At 61.3% G+C, this 17184-nt stretch carries 17 protein-coding genes and 1 pseudogene; 10 read left to right on the top strand and 8 right to left on the bottom strand.

Going from position 1 to position 17184, the window contains the following annotated elements:
- Positions 1-43 precede the first annotated feature (43 nt).
- Positions 44-958, bottom strand: a complete 915-nt coding sequence (locus ACIO0C_RS29360) for a DUF808 domain-containing protein (protein ID WP_401317718.1) — start codon at positions 956-958, stop codon at positions 44-46.
- A 134-nt stretch (positions 959-1092) separates the two neighbouring features.
- Between ACIO0C_RS29360 and ACIO0C_RS29365 the strand changes: the two genes are divergently transcribed.
- A complete protein-coding gene (locus tag ACIO0C_RS29365) occupies positions 1093-1698 on the top strand; it encodes a TetR/AcrR family transcriptional regulator (protein WP_401317720.1) in 606 nt (201 codons plus the stop codon).
- A 127-nt stretch (positions 1699-1825) separates the two neighbouring features.
- Here the strand turns inward: ACIO0C_RS29365 and ACIO0C_RS29370 are convergent, their stop codons facing one another.
- Both ACIO0C_RS29370 and ACIO0C_RS29375 read right to left on the bottom strand, forming a co-directional pair.
- Positions 1826-2284, bottom strand: coding sequence for an REP-associated tyrosine transposase (locus tag ACIO0C_RS29370; RefSeq protein WP_401317722.1), 459 nt, complete (start codon positions 2282-2284; stop codon positions 1826-1828).
- Positions 2285-2495: 211 nt separating this feature from the next.
- Positions 2496-2936 (bottom strand): heme-binding protein, encoded by a 441-nt coding sequence (locus ACIO0C_RS29375; protein WP_401317723.1) that lies wholly within the window; start codon positions 2934-2936, stop codon positions 2496-2498.
- Between the two features lie 267 nt (positions 2937-3203).
- On the opposite strand from ACIO0C_RS29375, the gene gcl reads away from it, so the two are divergent.
- From gcl to ACIO0C_RS29415, 8 genes are all read left to right on the top strand, one after another.
- The gene (gene gcl, locus ACIO0C_RS29380; protein ID WP_401317725.1) at positions 3204-4979 is read left to right on the top strand and encodes a glyoxylate carboligase; all 1776 of its coding nucleotides are present in this window, start codon (positions 3204-3206) and stop codon (positions 4977-4979) included.
- A 58-nt stretch (positions 4980-5037) separates the two neighbouring features.
- Positions 5038-5820 carry a hydroxypyruvate isomerase gene (gene hyi, locus ACIO0C_RS29385; protein WP_401317727.1) on the top strand — a complete coding sequence of 261 codons (783 nt, stop codon included), beginning with the start codon at positions 5038-5040 and terminating at the stop codon, positions 5818-5820.
- A gap of 145 nt (positions 5821-5965) precedes the next feature.
- Positions 5966-6856, top strand: a complete 891-nt coding sequence (locus ACIO0C_RS29390; protein ID WP_401317728.1) for a 2-hydroxy-3-oxopropionate reductase — start codon at positions 5966-5968, stop codon at positions 6854-6856.
- 105 nt (positions 6857-6961) lie between these two features.
- On the top strand, positions 6962-8236 hold the full coding sequence (locus ACIO0C_RS29395) for a glycerate kinase (RefSeq protein WP_401317731.1): 1275 nt from the start codon (positions 6962-6964) through the stop codon (positions 8234-8236).
- Entirely contained in the window at positions 8233-9648 is a 1416-nt protein-coding gene (gene pyk, locus ACIO0C_RS29400) for a pyruvate kinase (RefSeq protein WP_401317733.1), read from the top strand. The genes ACIO0C_RS29395 and pyk overlap by 4 nt, the downstream gene beginning before the upstream one ends.
- Before the next feature lie 117 nt (positions 9649-9765).
- On the top strand, positions 9766-10680 hold the full coding sequence (locus ACIO0C_RS29405) for an urea transporter (protein WP_401317735.1): 915 nt from the start codon (positions 9766-9768) through the stop codon (positions 10678-10680).
- A 21-nt stretch (positions 10681-10701) separates the two neighbouring features.
- Positions 10702-11526 (top strand): ion transporter, encoded by an 825-nt coding sequence (locus ACIO0C_RS29410; protein WP_401317737.1) that lies wholly within the window; start codon positions 10702-10704, stop codon positions 11524-11526.
- 104 nt (positions 11527-11630) lie between these two features.
- The gene (locus tag ACIO0C_RS29415) at positions 11631-12626 is read left to right on the top strand and encodes a sulfate ABC transporter substrate-binding protein (RefSeq protein WP_008061207.1); all 996 of its coding nucleotides are present in this window, start codon (positions 11631-11633) and stop codon (positions 12624-12626) included.
- Between the two features lie 52 nt (positions 12627-12678).
- Here ACIO0C_RS29415 and ACIO0C_RS29420 read toward each other — a convergent pair whose 3' ends face one another.
- Positions 12679-13122 carry a hypothetical protein gene (locus tag ACIO0C_RS29420; protein ID WP_401317739.1) on the bottom strand — a complete coding sequence of 148 codons (444 nt, stop codon included), beginning with the start codon at positions 13120-13122 and terminating at the stop codon, positions 12679-12681.
- A 215-nt stretch (positions 13123-13337) separates the two neighbouring features.
- Here ACIO0C_RS29420 and ACIO0C_RS29425 point away from each other — a divergent pair, with 215 nt between their 5' ends.
- Positions 13338-14543, top strand: coding sequence for an MFS transporter (locus ACIO0C_RS29425; RefSeq protein ID WP_401317742.1), 1206 nt, complete (start codon positions 13338-13340; stop codon positions 14541-14543).
- A gap of 82 nt (positions 14544-14625) precedes the next feature.
- Here ACIO0C_RS29425 and phnN read toward each other — a convergent pair whose 3' ends face one another.
- The 4 genes and pseudogenes from phnN to ACIO0C_RS29445 form a co-directional block, all read right to left on the bottom strand.
- Complete coding sequence (gene phnN, locus ACIO0C_RS29430) at positions 14626-15192, bottom strand: phosphonate metabolism protein/1,5-bisphosphokinase (PRPP-forming) PhnN (protein WP_401317750.1); 567 nt, start codon at positions 15190-15192, stop codon at positions 14626-14628.
- A gap of 262 nt (positions 15193-15454) precedes the next feature.
- The gene (locus ACIO0C_RS29435) at positions 15455-15862 is read right to left on the bottom strand and encodes a hypothetical protein (RefSeq protein WP_401317744.1); all 408 of its coding nucleotides are present in this window, start codon (positions 15860-15862) and stop codon (positions 15455-15457) included.
- Between the two features lie 14 nt (positions 15863-15876).
- Positions 15877-17079 (bottom strand): c-type cytochrome biogenesis protein CcmI, encoded by a 1203-nt coding sequence (gene ccmI, locus ACIO0C_RS29440; RefSeq protein WP_401317747.1) that lies wholly within the window; start codon positions 17077-17079, stop codon positions 15877-15879.
- Positions 17076-17184: pseudogene (locus tag ACIO0C_RS29445) on the bottom strand (cytochrome c-type biogenesis protein CcmH); the annotation flags it as partial. The pseudogene ACIO0C_RS29445 and the gene ccmI, both read right to left, overlap by 4 nt.

Genomic DNA, 17184 nt, shown 5'->3' on the forward strand with positions numbered 1-17184 from the left:
GCGAGCAAGCTCGCTCCCACAGTTGTTTTGTGTTGCTGCCGCCTTAATTTCTCAGCGCTTTCCAGATTTTGCTGATGGCCATCACCCCCACCAACACCACCGCCCCCGCCACAATCCCCGCCACCGCGTTGAGCAACGTCGGAACGATAAACCCGGCACCGCCGGCGCCGGCGCTGACACCTTCGATCCAGTGATGCACCACCGGAACACCGTGGGTAAGAATGCCGCCACCGACCAGAAACATCGCTGCCGTACCGATCACCGACAGGCTTTTCATCATGTACGGCGCCGCGCGCAGGATGCCACCGCCGATGCTTTTAGCCATCTGCCCTGGCTTCTGGGTCAGCCACAGGCCCAGGTCGTCGAGCTTGACGATGCCCGCCACCAGCCCGTAGACGCCGATTGTCATGACGATGGCGATACCCGAGAGCACGACGACTTGCTGGGTCAGCGCCGAATCGGCCACCACGCCGAGGGTGATGGCGATGATTTCCGCCGAGAGGATGAAGTCGGTACGGATCGCGCCCTTGATCTTGTCCTTTTCGAACGCCACCAGGTCGACCGTCGGATCCGCTACCGCCTCTACCAGCTCCGCATGCTCGGCCTGGTCTTCGGCCTTGCTGTGCAGGAACTTGTGAGCGAGCTTCTCGAACCCTTCGAAGCACAGGTAAGCGCCACCGACCATCAGCAACGGCGTGACCAGCCAGGGAATGAACGCGCTGATGGCCAATGCCGAAGGCACCAGGATCAGTTTGTTGACGAATGAGCCCTTGGCGACCGCCCAGACTACCGGGATTTCCCGCTCGGCACGCACGCCGCTGACCTGCTGGGCGTTGAGTGCCAGATCGTCGCCCAATACCCCGGCGGTCTTCTTGGCGGCCATTTTGGTCATCAACGCCACATCGTCCAGCACGGTGGCGATGTCGTCGATCAGCACAAGCAAACTGCTTCCTGCCATGAATCGGCTTTCCTTCTTGAATGAATGCCGTGCAGCATAGCGCGGCCTGACGCCGCATGGAGCATTCTTGAGCGTCGCCGAAGGCCGGTGCTACCATGCGCCACCGCCAGTACAGGCAAGGAACCCCCTGGTTTATGAGCACCATCCGCGAGCGCAACAAACAACTGATCCTGCGTGCCGCCAGTGAAGAATTTGCCGACAAAGGCTTCGCTGCGACCAAAACCAGTGACATCGCAGCCAAGGCGGGATTGCCCAAGCCCAACGTCTACTACTACTTCAAATCCAAGGAAAACCTCTATCGCGAGGTCCTGGAAAGCATCATCGAGCCGATCCTGCAGGCCTCGACACCGTTCAATCCCGAGGGCGTGCCCAGTGAAGTGCTGAGCGGCTACATCCGCTCGAAAATCCGCATCTCCCGCGACCTGCCTTTCGCCTCCAAGGTGTTCGCCAGCGAAATCATGCACGGTGCGCCACACCTGAGCGCCGACCTGGTCGAACAACTCAATGGCCAGGCCAAGCACAACATCGACTGCATCCAGACCTGGATCGACCGTGGCCAGATTGCGCCCATCAACCCCAACCACCTGATGTTCAGCATCTGGGCCGCGACCCAGACCTACGCCGACTTCGACTGGCAAATCACCGCCATCACCGGCAAGGCCAAGCTGGATGAAGAGGATTATGAAGCGGCGGCGCAGACGATAATCCGCTTGGTGCTCAAGGGGTGTGAGCCGGACTGATACACCGCGGTGCAGCCATCGCTGGCAAGCCAGCTCCCACAGGGATCTGAGTCGTTCACAGAATTTGAATTCAACACAGAAACTGTGGGAGCTGGCTTGCCAGCGATGAAGGCGACTCGGTGTCGGCTCAAACCCAGATAGCATCCCACAGCGGATAGTTGCCAAGTTTTTCAACAAGCCCGGCCCGCAGTGGGTTTGCTACGACATACCGGGCCAATGTCACCAAATCCTCCTCTCGCCTTAAGGCCCTGTCGTGATAACCCTGCTGCCAAAGCGGCCCGCTTCGACCACTCGAAAGATTCACCTCTCTTGTAATCAGGGATTTGGTATGGCGCATCAGCTTTCTGAGCGAACAATTTTCCAATTCGACCAACCAATGAAAATGGTCGGGCATGACAACCCACGCCAAGGACTTTGCCAATCCGAGATCTTGCGCTCGGCGAAATTGACGAACCGCCAGTCTGCCCAGCGCGAAGTCGGCAAAAATCGGCTCGCGACCCAGGGTGTTACTGGTCAGTAAGTAGATTCGGTTGGGCTCGGCATAGCGACCCGTTCGCAGGCGATGTGATGCGGGTAAATTGAGCATTCCTTTGCCTCCCTCATGATAAATTCATGAAAAGGCTAGACTTGGAAACTCCGAGCGGTAATACACACTTTTAGCGGGATGTGTCAGGCAGAAAATCATCGCTGGCAAGCCAGCTCCCACAGGGCCTGTCGGTGGACACAAACATTGTGAACACCTGCAATCCCTGTGGGAACAAGCGCGCTCACGATAGCGGCAGTTCAATCACCACCAATCAAGCCACCACCCCAGCATCCGCCCTCAACCCCAAGGCCTCGATCGCATTGATCGCACACTGCTCATCAACATCCGACAGATCCCCGCTGATCCCCACCGCCCCCAGCACGTTGCCCTCCTGATCCCGAATCAACACACCGCCCGGTGCCGGCACGACGCTGCCCTGCCCCAGGCTATTCAGTGCCGCGATAAACGCCGGGCGCTGTTGGGCGTCCAGTGCCAGCAGGCGTGAGCCTTTGCCCAGGGCGATGGCGCCCCAGGCCTTGCCGATGGCGACGTGCGGGCGCAGCAGGCTGGCGCCGTCCTCTCGTTGCAAGGTGATCAGGTGCCCGCCGGCATCCAGTACCGCGATGGTCAGTGGCGCCGCGCAAATGGCGCGCCCTGCGTTGATGGCTTCGTTGATCAGGTTGACTGCGACTTTCAAGGTTAAAGCGCTCATGGTGCCGTCCTCATTTTGTTTTTCGGAAAGCCGGTGGCCTGCTTCGTTGTGCCGCAGGCCGATGCAACAAATAGAACACAATGAGTTATTTTTTTGTATACAATAATTCTCGAAAAGCGCCGCATGCGACGAAAAGCCACAGTAGAACGGGCTTCCGACGAATGAAACGACCGCTTGAGAAAATGGATTGACCTGCGCCGTCCGCCGTGAATACACTCTGCGCAAAGCCACTTGTATACAATTACAAAACGTAAGAGGCACAAAACCATGAGCAAAATGAGAGCAATCGAAGCCGCCGTTCTGGTGATGCGCCGTGAAGGGGTTGATACCGCTTTTGGCATCCCCGGTGCCGCCATCAACCCGCTGTACTCCGCCCTGCAAAAGGTCGGCGGCATCGATCACGTGCTCGCTCGCCACGTTGAAGGCGCCTCGCACATGGCCGAGGGCTACACCCGCACCAAGGCCGGCAACATCGGCGTGTGCATCGGCACCTCCGGCCCTGCCGGTACCGACATGGTCACCGGGCTCTACAGCGCCTCGGCCGACTCGATCCCCATCCTCTGCATTACCGGCCAGGCACCCCGCGCCCGTATGCACAAGGAAGACTTCCAGGCTGTCGATATCACCAGCATCGTCAAGCCAGTGACCAAGTGGGCAACCACCGTCCTGGAACCGGGCCAGGTGCCTTACGCGTTCCAGAAAGCCTTCTATGAAATGCGCTCCGGCCGTCCAGGCCCCGTGCTGATCGACCTGCCGTTCGACGTACAGATGGCCGAAATCGAATTCGACATCGATGCCTACCAGCCGCTGCCATTGGCCAAGCCAACCGCTAGCCGCGTCCAAGTCGAGAAGGCCTTGGCCTTGCTGGACCAGGCTGAACGCCCATTGCTGGTTGCCGGTGGTGGCATCATCAACGCCGACGCCAGCGACCTGCTGGTGGAATTTGCCGAACTGACCGGCATCCCGGTCATCCCGACCCTGATGGGCTGGGGCACCATCCCGGACGATCACCCATTGATGGTCGGCATGGTGGGTCTGCAAACCTCGCACCGTTATGGCAACGCCACGATGCTGAAGTCCGACGTAGTGCTGGGTATCGGTAACCGTTGGGCCAACCGTCACACCGGTTCGGTCGACGTCTACACCGAAGGCCGCAAGTTCATTCACGTCGACATCGAAGGCACGCAGATCGGCCGCGTATTCACCCCGGACCTGGGCATCGTGTCCGACGCCGCGGCCGCGCTGACCGTGTTCATCGAAGTCGCTCGCGAGTGGCAAGCTGCCGGCAAGCTGAAAAACCGCAGCGCCTGGCTGCAAGACTGCCAGCAGCGCAAAGCCAGCCTGCAGCGCAAGACCCACTTCGACAACGTGCCGGTGAAGCCGCAGCGCGTTTACGAAGAAATGAATCAGGTGTTTGGCAAGGACACTTGCTACGTCAGCACCATCGGTCTGTCGCAGATTGCCGGCGCGCAGTTCCTGCACGTCTACAAGCCGCGCCACTGGATCAACTGCGGTCAGGCAGGCCCTCTGGGCTGGACCATTCCTGCCGCGCTGGGCGTGGTCAAGGCTGACCCGAACCGTAAAGTCGTGGCCCTGTCGGGGGACTATGACTTCCAGTTCATGATCGAAGAATTGGCGGTGGGTGCGCAGTTCAAGCTGCCGTACATTCATGTGGTGGTGAACAACTCGTACCTGGGCCTGATCCGTCAGGCGCAGCGCGGATTCGAGATGGACTACTGCGTGCAGCTGTCCTTCGACAACCTGAACGCACCGGAACTCAACGGTTATGGCGTCGATCACGTCGCAGTAGCCGAAGGCCTGGGCTGCAAGGCACTGCGTGTGTTCGAACCGTCTGAAATCGCCCCTGCCCTGCGCAAGGCCGAACAGATGATCGAAGAGTTCAAGGTTCCGGTGATCGTCGAGATCATCCTGGAGCGCGTGACCAACATTTCAATGGGCACCGAGATCAACGCCGTCAACGAATTCGAAGACCTGGCGCTGGTCGGCAACGATGCGCCAACGGCGATTTCGTTGCTCGATTGACCTCAATGATCGTTCCCACGCTCTGCGTGGGAACGAGAACCTAAAACGGGAGACCACCATGCCGCGTTTCGCAGCCAACCTGTCCATGCTGTTCACCGAACAGGACTTTCTCGCCCGTTTCGAAGCGGCCGCCAAGGCCGGTTTCAGTGGTGTCGAGTACCTGTTCCCGTACGACTTCAGCTCTGCCGAAATCAAGGCCAAGCTCGACGCCAACGGTCTGACCCAAGTGCTGTTCAACCTGCCGGCCGGCGACTGGGCCAAGGGCGAGCGCGGTATCGCCTGCCTGCCGGATCGGGTTGAAGAGTTCCGCGCCGGTGTCGATCTGGCGATCGCTTACGCACAAGTGCTGGGCAACAACCAGGTCAACTGCCTGGCCGGCATCCGCCCACAAGGCGTTGACGATGCCACCGTGGAAAAAACCTTCGTCGCCAACCTCAAGTACGCAGCCGACAAGCTGCAGGCGGCGGGCATCAAACTGGTGATGGAAGCGATCAATACCCGCGACATCCCAGGCTTCTACCTGAACAACACGGCGCAAGCCCTGTCGATTCGCGAGCAGGTCGGCAGCGCCAATCTCTTCCTGCAATACGACATCTATCACATGCAAATCATGGAGGGCGACCTGGCCCGCACCCTGCAATCTCACCTGGGCGAAATCAACCATGTGCAGTTGGCAGATAACCCAGGACGCAACGAACCGGGTACCGGCGAAATCAACTACCGCTTCCTGTTCGAACACCTGGACCGCATCGGTTATCAGGGTTGGGTCGGTTGCGAATACAAGCCGCTGACCACCACCGAAGCGGGTCTGGGCTGGCTTAAAACCCATAACGCGATCTGATCCGAGACCGCGTCATCGTTCTTCGCGGGCAAGCCTCGCTCCTACGGGATCGGGGGTTGTCTGCAGGAGCGAGGCTTGCCCGCGAAGGCGCCCTCGCTGACACCCACGAATTTTGCGAACAAAGCAATAAAAAGAGGATTTTCTCATGGCTAAAATCGGATTTATCGGCACCGGCATCATGGGCCACCCAATGGCGTTGAACCTGCAGAAAGCCGGTCATAGCCTGTTCCTGTCGGCGCACCACGATGCCGCCCCTGGCGACCTGGTTGCCGGTGGCGCCGTCGCCCTGGCGAACCCGAAAGAAGTCGCCCAGGAAGCCGAGTTCATCATCGTCATGGTGCCGGATACCCCGCAGGTCGATGACGTGCTGTTCCGTGCCGACGGCGTTGCTGCTGGTCTGGGCAAAGGCAAAGTGGTGATCGACATGAGCTCGATCTCGCCGACCGCCACCAAGGCCTTCGCCGCCAAGATCAACGAAAAAGGCGCCCAATACCTCGACGCGCCAGTGTCTGGCGGTGAAGTCGGCGCCAAGGCCGCGACCCTGAGCATCATGGTCGGCGGCGATGCCGATGCCTTCGAACGCGCGCTGCCTCTGTTCCAGGCCATGGGCAAGAACATCACCCTGGTCGGTGGCAACGGTGACGGTCAAACCGCCAAAGTGGCGAACCAGATCATCGTCGCGCTGAACATCCAGGCCGTGGCCGAAGCCCTGCTGTTCGCCGCCAAGAACGGTGCCGACCCAGCCAAGGTGCGTGAAGCACTGATGGGCGGTTTTGCTTCGTCGAAGATCCTCGAAGTGCACGGCGAGCGCATGATCAAGGGCACCTTCGATCCAGGCTTCCGTATCAGCCTGCACCAGAAGGACCTGAATCTGGCCCTGCAAGGCGCCAAGGAGCTGAACATCAACCTGCCGAACACCGCCAACGCCCAGCAAGTGTTCAGCACCTGCGCGGCCATCGGTGGCAGCAACTGGGACCACTCGGCGCTGATCAAGGGCCTGGAACACATGGCGAATTTCTCGATTCGCGACAAGTAACATTCGCCGCAATACCTGTGGGAGCTGGCTTGCCAGCTCCCACAGGACCGCGTCGCGACACCCGCTGTCGTCTTATCCCAATAACAAGAATTCCGGGAGCCCGCCATGTCGGTCGATCCGCAACAATTGCTGCGTGAGCTGTTCGCCACAGCCATCGAGGCGGCCCATCCACAACAAGTCCTCGAAGCCTATCTGCCCGCCGACCGCAGCGGTCGGGTGATCGTCATCGGTGCCGGCAAGGCCGCGGCCGCCATGGCCCAGGTGGTCGAGCGTTGCTGGCAGGGTGAAGTGTCCGGCCTGGTGGTGACGCGTTACGGTCACGGCGCCCCCTGCGAAAAAATCGAAGTGGTCGAAGCCGCACATCCGGTTCCGGATGCAGCCGGCCTGGCCGTAGCCAAACGCGTGCTGGAACTGGTCAGCGACCTCACCGAAAAAGACCGCGTGATCTTCCTGCTTTCCGGCGGTGGCTCTGCGCTGCTCGCCCTGCCGGCCGCAGGCATCACCCTGGCCGACAAGCAATCGATCAACAAAGCCCTGCTCAAATCCGGCGCGACCATTGGCGAGATGAATTGCGTGCGCAAACACCTCTCGGCAATCAAGGGTGGCCGCCTGGGCAAGGCCTGCTGGCCTGCCACTGTTTATACCTATGCGATTTCCGATGTGCCGGGCGACCTGGCCACGGTCATCGCCTCCGGCCCCACGGTGGCCGACCCGAGCACCTCGGCCGAAGCGCTGGCGATCCTCAAGCGCTACGCCATCGACGTGCCCGCCTGCGTGCGTAACTGGCTGCAAAGCCCGGAATCAGAGACGGTGAAACCCGGCGATCCAAGCCTGGCACGCAGTCACTTCCAGCTGATCGCCCGCCCGCAGCAATCCCTGGAGGCCGCAGCGGTGAAGTGCCGTCAGGCCGGTTACAGTCCGTTGATCCTGGGCGACCTGGAAGGTGAGTCCAGGGAAGTGGCGAAAGTCCACGCCGGCATCGCCCGGCAGATCGTCCAGCACGGCCAGCCACTGGCCGCGCCGTGCGTGATTCTGTCTGGCGGCGAAACCACGGTGACCGTCCGCGGTAACGGCCGTGGCGGGCGCAACGCCGAGTTCCTGCTCAGCCTGACCGACAGCCTCAAGGGTTTGCCCGGCGTCTATGCCTTGGCCGGTGACACCGATGGCATCGACGGCTCCGAAGACAACGCCGGGGCAATCATGACCCCGGACAGTTACGCCCGCGCCGCAGCCCTCGGCTTGAGCGCCAGCGACGAACTGGACAACAACAATGGCTACGGCTATTTCGAGGCGCTGGACGCACTGATCGTCACCGAGCCGACCCGCACCAACGTCAACGACTTCCGCGCCATCCTGATCCTTGAGAGCCCCAAACCATGACGCCTGACAAAAAGGTCAAGATCCTCGCCACTCTCGGCCCCGCCACCAACGGGATCGATGACATTCGTCAACTGGTGCAGGCCGGAGTCAATATCTTTCGCCTGAACTTCAGTCACGGCGATCACACCGACCACGCCAAACGCTATCAGTGGATCCGTGAAGTCGAGCGCCAGCTGAATTATCCGCTGGGCATTCTGATGGACCTGCAAGGGCCGAAACTGCGGGTCGGCAAATTTGCCGCCGGCAAGGTGCAGTTGCATCGCGGTCAGGCCCTGCGCCTGGACCTCGATGCCACGCCGGGCGATGAACGCCGGGTCAACCTGCCGCACCCGGAAATCATCGCTGCGCTGGAACCTGGTATGGACCTGCTGCTGGACGACGGCAAGCTGCGCCTGCGGGTGGTCACCAAGTACGCCGACGCCATCGACACCACCGTGCTCAATGGTGGCGAACTGTCGGACCGTAAGGGCGTGAACGTGCCGCAAGCGGTGCTCGACCTGAGCCCGCTGACCGCCAAGGACCGCCGCGACCTGAGCTTTGGCCTCGAACTGGGGGTGGACTGGGTAGCCCTGTCGTTCGTGCAGCGCCCTGAAGACATCCGCGAAGCCCGTGCCCTGATCGGCGACAAGGCGTTCCTGATGGCCAAGATCGAGAAGCCGTCAGCGGTCACGCAATTGCGCGAAATCGCCGAATTGAGCGACGCGATCATGGTCGCCCGCGGCGACTTGGGCGTGGAAGTGCCCGCCGAAAGCGTGCCGCAGATCCAGAAAAACATCATCGCAACCTGTCGCCAGCTGGGCAAGCCGGTGGTGGTGGCGACGCAGATGCTCGAATCGATGCGTTTCTCCCCGGCGCCCACCCGCGCCGAAGTCACCGATGTCGCCAATGCGGTAGCCGAAGGTGCCGACGCGGTGATGCTGTCGGCAGAAACCGCGTCCGGCGAATACCCGCTCGAAGCCGTGCAAATGATGAGCAAGATCATCCGCCAGGTGGAAAACGGCCCGGACTACCAGACCCAGCTGGACGTCAGCCGACCGAAAGCCGAAGCGACTGTTTCCGATGCGATCAGCTGCGCGATTCGGCGTATCAGCAATGTGTTGCCGGTGGCGGTGTTGGTGAACTACAGCGAGTCCGGCACTTCTAGTTTGCGCGCTGCCCGTGAACGGCCGACGGTGCCGATCCTCAACCTGACGCCGAACCGGCAAACCGCTCGTCGCCTGACCGTGGCATGGGGTGTGCACTCGGTGGTCAACGATCGCCTGCGCCAGGTGGACGAAGTGTGCTCTACGGCGCTGGAAATTGCCCAGGCCCAAGGCATGGCACAGCGTGGCGATACGTTATTGATCACCGCGGGTGTGCCGTTTGGGCAGCCGGGGTCGACTAACTCTTTGCGCATTGAGACGTTGATCTAGCGTCTGCACCGGCCTCTTCGCGGGCAAGCCTCGCGCCTACAGGGACAGCGCATTCCTGTAGGAGCGAGGCTTGCCCGCGAAGCAGGCGACTCGGCCCCCTTTGACACACTGAAAAAAATGCCTGCCAACCACTTCAACACCCACTGCCCCGACTGGGCCGAAGCTTTGCTCAACGGCTTCAGTCAAATCTTCCTCCAGCGCCATCCGCTATTTGGTCTGCTGTGCCTGCTCGCCATTCTGTTTACCGCGCCAGCCTTGCTCGGCGGTGCGCTGCTTGGCGGCGTCGCCGGGTTGCTCACCGCGCAACGTCGCGGCTACGCCAAGGCCGATCGCCAGGCCGGACTCTACAGTTACAACGGCGTCCTGCTGGGCTTGCTGGTCAGCCTGTATTTCCCATGGTCAGCAATGTTGCCGCTGCTGATCCTCGCCGCTGGCGGCCTGAGTGCCATGCTCACGCAACAGTGGCTCAAACGCGCTCGCGTCAGCCAATACCTGCCCGCCTGCACCGCGCCCTTCGTGGGACTGAGCTGGATGCTGCTGTGCTTCGCCACGCCCTCGACCCAGGCGCATCTGATCGAGGTCAGCACACTGAACATGCTCGCCGCCCCCCTCAAAGGCCTCGGCCAGGTGATGTTCCTCGGTCATCCGCTGGCCGGTGCGATGATTGCCGCCGGCTTGCTGATCGCTGATCGTCGCGCCTTCTGCTGGGCGTTGCTGGCGTCTGTCGCGGGCATGGGTTGGAGCCTGCTGCACCACGACTTCTACACCGCACTGCTGGGCCTGGGTGGCTATAACGCCGTACTCGCCGCCCTCGCCTTCAGCGCACAGCGCCAGCAGCGGTGGCTGCCACTGGCCGGCATCACCTCAGCGCTGCTGCTGACGCCGGTGTTTGCCGCTATCGGCCTGCCCACGCTGACCGCGCCGTTCATCCTCGCCTGCTGGTTGATTCGTACGGCTGCTCAAGTGTTAGGCAAGGCCACGGGGGCCACTGCGCCTTGCGCTCCCGGGGAGAATCGACCTAGGCTGCGCTGATCATTCAGTCAGGCGTTATCCATGGACAGCAACAAACACTGGCGTGAAGACCTCTACGTCATGATTTTCCAGAGCGACACCAAGGCGGGTCGGCGCTTCGACGGCATATTGCTGTTGATCATCCTCGCCAGCCTGGTGATCGTGATGCTCGACAGCATCGATACCGTTCACCGTAACTACGCCGACGTGCTGGCGTATATCGAGTGGGGCTTCACCGTCATCTTCGCCATCGAATATGGCCTGCGCCTGTACTGTTCGCCCAAGCCCCTGCGCTACGCCTTCAGCTTCTATGGACTGGTGGATTTGCTGGCGATCGTGCCCGGCATACTGGCGCTGTATTACGCCGATGCGCAGTACCTGTTGATTATCCGGATCATCCGGATGCTGCGGATTTTCCGCGTGCTCAAGCTCAGCCCTTACCTCAAGCAAGCCAATTACCTGATGTCTGCGCTGCGCGGAAGCAAGCAGAAAATCGTGGTGTTCCTGGTCAGCGTCTGCACCCTGGTGACGGTGTTCGGCACGCTGATGTACGTGATCGAAGGCCCGGAGCACGGCTTTACCAGCATTCCCAAAGGCATCTACTGGGCCATCGTGACGCTGACTACCGTGGGCTTCGGCGACATCGTGCCGAAAACGCCCTTGGGCCAGGTGATCTCCTCGCTGGTCATGATCACCGGTTACTCGATCATCGCCGTGCCCACCGGCATCTTCACCGCGGAACTGGCCAACGCCATGCGTGGCGAACAGCTGCAACATGACTGCCCGGTGTGCAGGAAAAACAACCATGAACACGGCGCCGCGTTCTGTTCCCGCTGCGGCAATGCACTGTTCAAGAAAATAGAATAAGCACAGAGCTTTTTAATCTTTAAACGACTATGCGAGCCCGGCTATAGTCGCTGCCAAATTGCCTCGTTTTTTACAAAAACATCATCTCGAACAAGGAATTCGCAGTGAAAAAACTCTTTGGCGCCTCACTTCTGGCCGCTGGCCTGGCACTGACCAGCGTCGCCCAGGCCGCACCGACCCTGCTCAACGTTTCCTACGACGTGATGCGCGATTTCTACAAGGACTACAACACTGCGTTCCAGAAACACTGGCAAGCCGAACACAACGAAAACATCACCCTGCAGATGTCCTTCGGTGGTTCGAGCAAACAGGCACGTTCGGTCATCGATGGCCTGCCCGCTGACGTGATCACCATGAACATGGCCACCGACATCAACGCCCTGGCCGATAACGGCAAACTGGTCCCGGACAACTGGGTCACCCGCCTGCCGAACAACAGCGCGCCGTTCACCTCGGCCACTGTGTTCATCGTCCGCAAAGGCAACCCCAAAGCCCTGAAAGACTGGCCAGACTTGCTCAAGGACGGTGTGCAAGTCATCGTGCCAAACCCGAAGACTTCAGGTAACGGCCGCTACACCTACCTCTCGGCCTGGGGCTACGTGCTGAAAAATGGCGGCGACGAAAACAAGGCCAAGGACTTCGTCGGCAAGCTGTTCAAGCAAGCTCCGGTCCTGGATACCGGTGGCCGCGCCGCGACGACAACCTTCATGACCAACCAGATCGGCGACGTGCTGGTGACCTTCGAAAACGAAGCGGAAATGATCGCCCGTGAGTTTGGCCGCGATCAGTTCGAGGTCATCTACCCGAGCGTCTCCGCCGAAGCCGAGCCACCGGTGTCGGTGGTCGACAAGACCGTGGACAAGAAAGGCACCCGCGCCGCCGCCGAGGAATACCTGAAGTACCTGTGGTCACCGCAAGGCCAGGAAATCGCCGCCGCCAACTACCTGCGTCCGCGTGACCCGGCCGTGCTGGCCAAGTACACCGACCGCTTCCCGAAAGTGGACTTCCTGTCGGTGGAAAAAACCTTCGGCGACTGGCGCACCGTGCAGAAGACCCACTTCAATGATGGCGGGATTTTCGATCAGATTTACGCCCAGTAAACACCACCTGCAGGAGCGAGCCTGCTCGTTCCTGCAGTGTTCCGTGGGTGTTTCAGGTCAGGTTGCCGCAGAAAATCGCCTGGTGACCATCGGCCGGGCTTTCACGCACCACCAACGCATAGCCCCCCGCTCGAAGTGTCTCGACCGGTACGGGTGCGCTTTTCCAGAAATATTGCATGGACGCTTGCGAATAGAACCGTGCATTCGGGCCGTCATTCATGTCATAGGCAGGTTTGGCACCCAGACTTCCACAGCTTCCCGGGTAGATGTAGGCCTGCAGACGACCTGGTAATGCACTACCCATGGACTCCCCACTCACAGCAAACCAGAACACCGTTGCTTGCCCATCGGGCATCATGATTGGCCGGGCGATGTTCCCGGCATTGATGGAAGTAGCGTTCATGGGAACGTTGGTGACCTGACTGTCAGGCACTGTCGAGCAACCATAGATCGACCCAACCGCTACCACCAACGCCAGCGAAGATACGATTTTCATCGCGATTCTCCCGCTTTGTAAGGACACGTTGAAGTGATCCCCCTGTAGATTCTAGCTGTCACGGGAAAACGGGCAGTTCTTCGGATGGCCGGTGGTGCTTGCGTCAGCGGTGTCACATTGCGCAACGAAATGATTACTATCACTCCAATTACCTTCCGCTGTCTCATTCAGCCCTTTAGCCTGCGCGCACTCCCTTCTTTGCAACGAGACACGTTATGAACCCAGCGACCCAGCTGCCCCATGGCACCGCGACAATGACCCGAGGCATGGTGCTGCTGTTCGCCTTCTGCTGTGGTGCGATCGTCGCCAACATTTACTATGCGCAGCCGATCATCGGCCTGATCGCACCGGACATCGGCCTGACAAGCACCATGGCCAGCCTGATCGTTTCGCTGACCCAGATCGGCTATGCCCTGGGCTTGTTCTTCCTCGTGCCCTTGGGTGATCTGCTGGAAAACCGCCGGCTGATGATCATCACCACCGTGGTGGCCATTGCCAGCCTGCTGGGCGCGGCGTTCACCGATCAACCGAACGTGTTCTTGCTGATTTCGCTGCTGGTGGGCTTCAGCTCGGTGTCGGTGCAGATCCTGATTCCACTGGCTGCGCACCTGGCGCCGGAAGAATCTCGCGGCCGCGTGGTCGGCGGGATCATGGGCGGTTTGTTACTGGGGATCTTGCTGGCGCGACCCGTGTCCAGCGTGGTGGCGGATCATTTCGGCTGGCGGGCAATGTTTGTGATTGCCGCGCTATTGATGGCGGCGATCAGCATCGTGCTGGCGCTGACCATCCCCAAGCGCCAGCCTGACCACAGCGCGTCCTACGGCCAATTGCTGGGCTCGCTCTGGACATTGCTGCGCCAACAGCCGGTATTGCGCCAGCGGGCGTTTTACCAAGGGTGCATGTTCGCCACGTTCAGCCTGTTCTGGACCGCCGTGCCGCTGGAACTGGCGCGCAATCATGGCCTGTCACAAAGCCAGATCGCGATTTTCGCCCTGGTCGGCGCAATCGGCGCCATTGCCGCGCCTATCGCCGGACGCCTGGCCGACGCCGGGCACACCCGCATCGCTTCATTGCTGGCCCTGCTGTGCGCCAGCCTGAGCTTCCTGCCCACCTTCATCCATCCGGCCTACAGCGTGATCGGCTTGGCCGTGACCGGCGTGGTCCTGGACTTCTGCGTGCAAATGAACATGGTCCTCGGCCAACGCGCGGTCTACGCCCTGGACGCCAAAAGCCGCAGCCGCCTCAATGCGTTGTACATGACCAGCATCTTCATAGGCGGTGCATTTGGCTCATCCGTGGCCAGTGCGGTGTACGAGCACGGCGGCTGGTTGTGGATCGTGGTGGTCGGCAGCGCGTTTCCACTGTTGGCGTTGTTGCGGTTCCTGAGTGTTTCGCAGAAGGCTTCGTTGGCGACGGCGTAAAGATTCAAGCGCCTGGCGGGCAGGTTGGATTGCCCGCCAAGGCATACCGAGCGATGCTTTAGAGAAGATGCACCTGGCAAGCTCAGGCGCATGCCGCGGGCTCGTCGAGGCAGGCCAGGAGTCGTTCGACGGTGCGCTCCAGGGGCCCGGAGTTGTCGAGCACCTGCACGGTTGGATCATTGGCCAGCAGATGCTCACTGAAGCGGGCATTGCGCGCCAGGCGCTGATCGACCTCCGCCACGGACTCACGCCCACGCGCCAGCAGGCGCTGGCGCAACACCGCCTGGTCCACGGTCAGCAACACCGCCAACACGTTGGGATAACGCTCGCGAGTATTCTGCAAATGCCCCCGCGAGCCATTCACCAGCACGTCCTGTCCAGCGGCCAGCCAATCGTCGATTTCCCGCGGGATGCCGTAGTACAGACCGTTGGCGTGCCAGCTCAGGGCAAACGCGCCCTGGGCCCGCATCTCGACGAACTGCTGCGGGCTGACGCCCAGCGCCGCCTCGCCCACGGCTTCGGCCGAACGCGTGATGACCCGCCGCACGATACGGCAGCCACGCTCGGCCAACCGCGCTCGCGCGGCATCGAGCAGGCTGTCCTTGCCCGAACCCGAAGGCCCGATGAGATAGATCAACCTGCCAGCCATCACTCCCCCCATTTCGCTCGTCGCCCTGCTTGCTGGACCAACGGAAAATCCTCCTGACTGCGCGTCGTCCAGTTCTGCGGCGGCCACGTTACCCGAGTGCGAACTGCCGCGCACGATGTTGTTGCCCCATGAAGTACTCACGGTACTTGGATTCCCGTACGAACGGGTGCCGACCCGGCGAGTGGTCCGTCACCGATATACACCGCCGTCCCACCATTACCCGCACGTACAAAAAAGGCGACCCCGAAGGTCGCCTTTTAGATCACTGCCCGAATTGCCGTCCCAACCCGCCCGGCACCCCTTGGATATCCGTCTCTTCCCACGGTCCTTTCGGGCTGATCGAGCGGCTCCAGCCGTTATCCCAACGGTAGTAGGTGCGCTGGCGGTAGAAGGTGTTCGGTTGATCGTCGAGCACGTACACACCCAGTTTCGGGTCCCAATGACTATTGCCCCCCGGTGGTGGCGCAAAGCTGGCCGAGGTGCGCGGCAGCGGCTTGGCCGGTTTGGCGGGAGTGGTCGGCTTGCTCGGCACCGTCGACGGCGTCGGTTTGGTACTGGGCTGCGTCGGCGGGATCCGTGGCGGGGTCGGCTGTTCAGGTGGCCGTTGGACCGCACAAGCGCTCAGCCCCAAAACAACGCTGAGCAGGGTGATACGAGCAATGGCGGTCATGGTGGCGTTTCCTGTTATTTATCCGGGCTGTCGATGGTCAGTTCTTGCGGCGCGGTGGTGCTGCTGGCCAGGGGCTGGCTGCGACCGATCCACTCACCCGCCGTCGGTTGGCCGGCGCGGGAAATGCGTGCAACCAGTTGGACTTCAGGGAAGTTCGACAGTTTCAACTGCGGCATCATTGCATCGCCATCGCCCAACTCGACGGTAGCCGGCAGGTCGGCCACGGTCAGGCGTTTGGCCGCCAGCGGCGCCGGTGGGCCAGAGGTGGCGCGGGCGAAGATGAATACGCTGTCGCCCGGCTTGACCTTGGCCTTAAGATCGGCCGCCAGGTTTACCCGGACCTTGAGCAGCGCTGCCGGCTTGGCCGCTGGCGCCTGGGCCACCTTGCCACCGCTGGCCACCAGTTTCTCACTGGCGCGGGTGATACCGCCCTGCAGCGCGATACGCGATTGGTCGTCCGGCGGCAGTTGCTCCAGCAGGCGATTCCAATAATCGATCGCTTCCTGATAACGCTGCCCTTCGAAGGCGGCGATGCCCAGCAGGCCAAGGCTGGTGACTTCCTTCGGATCGGCCTTGAGCGCTTCGTCAGTCAGGGCCTGGATCTTGTCCGACCACTTCTTGCCATCGGCGAAATACTGGGCCTGGGCCCATTGCCCCAACAGTTCAGGTTGGCGCCCGGCCAGGGTCACGGTTCGCTCGAAGACCTTCGCCGCATCAGCCGGACGATCCTGGGTCATGTAGGTGCGACCGAGGAAGTACAGCGCTTCGGCGGAATCGGGTTGCGCCGCGACCGCGCGCTCCAGGCGCCGGGTCATTTCTTCCATCGACTGCGGCGCCTGGGCGAATTCCCGGGTCAGCTCGACTTTGTCGCTGGCACCAAAATGCAGGTACAGGCCCAGGCCCAGTACCGGGACCAGGATGGCGGCCAGCAACGGTGCCGCCTTGCCCAGGCGGGTCACCCGCGGCGCAGCAACGCCTTCGGTGTCGGCGAGCAGTTCACGGGCGGCTTCGGCACGGCCGGCGTCCATTTGCGCAGCATCGAGAACGCCCTCTTGCTGCTGAACCTGCAGCTCAGCCACGCGCTCCTGATACAGCGCCACGTTCAGGGCAGTACGATCCTCCTCGAGCTGGGCGCGACGGCTACGCAGAACGGGGATCAGCAGAAAACTCAGGGCTACCAGGAGCAGCAGGCCTGCAGCGAGCCAGAAATCAATCATTCTTGGTTTTTATCCAACAGTTGGTCGAGGCGCTCGCGCTCCTCGGCAGAAAGCGAGCCCGGCGTCTCGGCGCGTTGCACGCGGCGACGGCGCACGATCACCGCG

Origin of the sequence: Pseudomonas sp. NPDC087336 (assembly GCF_044744285.1) — a bacterium.
In the GTDB taxonomy this organism is placed as follows: Bacteria; Pseudomonadota; Gammaproteobacteria; order Pseudomonadales; family Pseudomonadaceae; genus Aquipseudomonas.

What these genes read in the sequence shown, in the direction of transcription:
- ACIO0C_RS29360 (WP_401317718.1), bottom strand. Translation starts at nt 958, where the DNA reads ATGGCAGGAAGCAGTTTGCTTGTGCTGATCGACGACATCGCCACCGTG.
- ACIO0C_RS29365 (WP_401317720.1), top strand. Translation starts at nt 1,093, where the DNA reads ATGAGCACCATCCGCGAGCGCAACAAACAACTGATCCTGCGTGCCGCC.
- ACIO0C_RS29370 (WP_401317722.1), bottom strand. Translation starts at nt 2,284, where the DNA reads ATGCTCAATTTACCCGCATCACATCGCCTGCGAACGGGTCGCTATGCC.
- ACIO0C_RS29375 (WP_401317723.1), bottom strand. Translation starts at nt 2,936, where the DNA reads ATGAGCGCTTTAACCTTGAAAGTCGCAGTCAACCTGATCAACGAAGCC.
- gcl (WP_401317725.1), top strand. Translation starts at nt 3,204, where the DNA reads ATGAGCAAAATGAGAGCAATCGAAGCCGCCGTTCTGGTGATGCGCCGT.
- hyi (WP_401317727.1), top strand. Translation starts at nt 5,038, where the DNA reads ATGCCGCGTTTCGCAGCCAACCTGTCCATGCTGTTCACCGAACAGGAC.
- ACIO0C_RS29390 (WP_401317728.1), top strand. Translation starts at nt 5,966, where the DNA reads ATGGCTAAAATCGGATTTATCGGCACCGGCATCATGGGCCACCCAATG.
- ACIO0C_RS29395 (WP_401317731.1), top strand. Translation starts at nt 6,962, where the DNA reads ATGTCGGTCGATCCGCAACAATTGCTGCGTGAGCTGTTCGCCACAGCC.
- pyk (WP_401317733.1), top strand. Translation starts at nt 8,233, where the DNA reads ATGACGCCTGACAAAAAGGTCAAGATCCTCGCCACTCTCGGCCCCGCC.
- ACIO0C_RS29405 (WP_401317735.1), top strand. Translation starts at nt 9,766, where the DNA reads ATGCCTGCCAACCACTTCAACACCCACTGCCCCGACTGGGCCGAAGCT.
- ACIO0C_RS29410 (WP_401317737.1), top strand. Translation starts at nt 10,702, where the DNA reads ATGGACAGCAACAAACACTGGCGTGAAGACCTCTACGTCATGATTTTC.
- ACIO0C_RS29420 (WP_401317739.1), bottom strand. Translation starts at nt 13,122, where the DNA reads ATGAAAATCGTATCTTCGCTGGCGTTGGTGGTAGCGGTTGGGTCGATC.
- ACIO0C_RS29425 (WP_401317742.1), top strand. Translation starts at nt 13,338, where the DNA reads ATGAACCCAGCGACCCAGCTGCCCCATGGCACCGCGACAATGACCCGA.
- phnN (WP_401317750.1), bottom strand. Translation starts at nt 15,192, where the DNA reads ATGGCTGGCAGGTTGATCTATCTCATCGGGCCTTCGGGTTCGGGCAAG.
- ACIO0C_RS29435 (WP_401317744.1), bottom strand. Translation starts at nt 15,862, where the DNA reads ATGACCGCCATTGCTCGTATCACCCTGCTCAGCGTTGTTTTGGGGCTG.
- ccmI (WP_401317747.1), bottom strand. Translation starts at nt 17,079, where the DNA reads ATGATTGATTTCTGGCTCGCTGCAGGCCTGCTGCTCCTGGTAGCCCTG.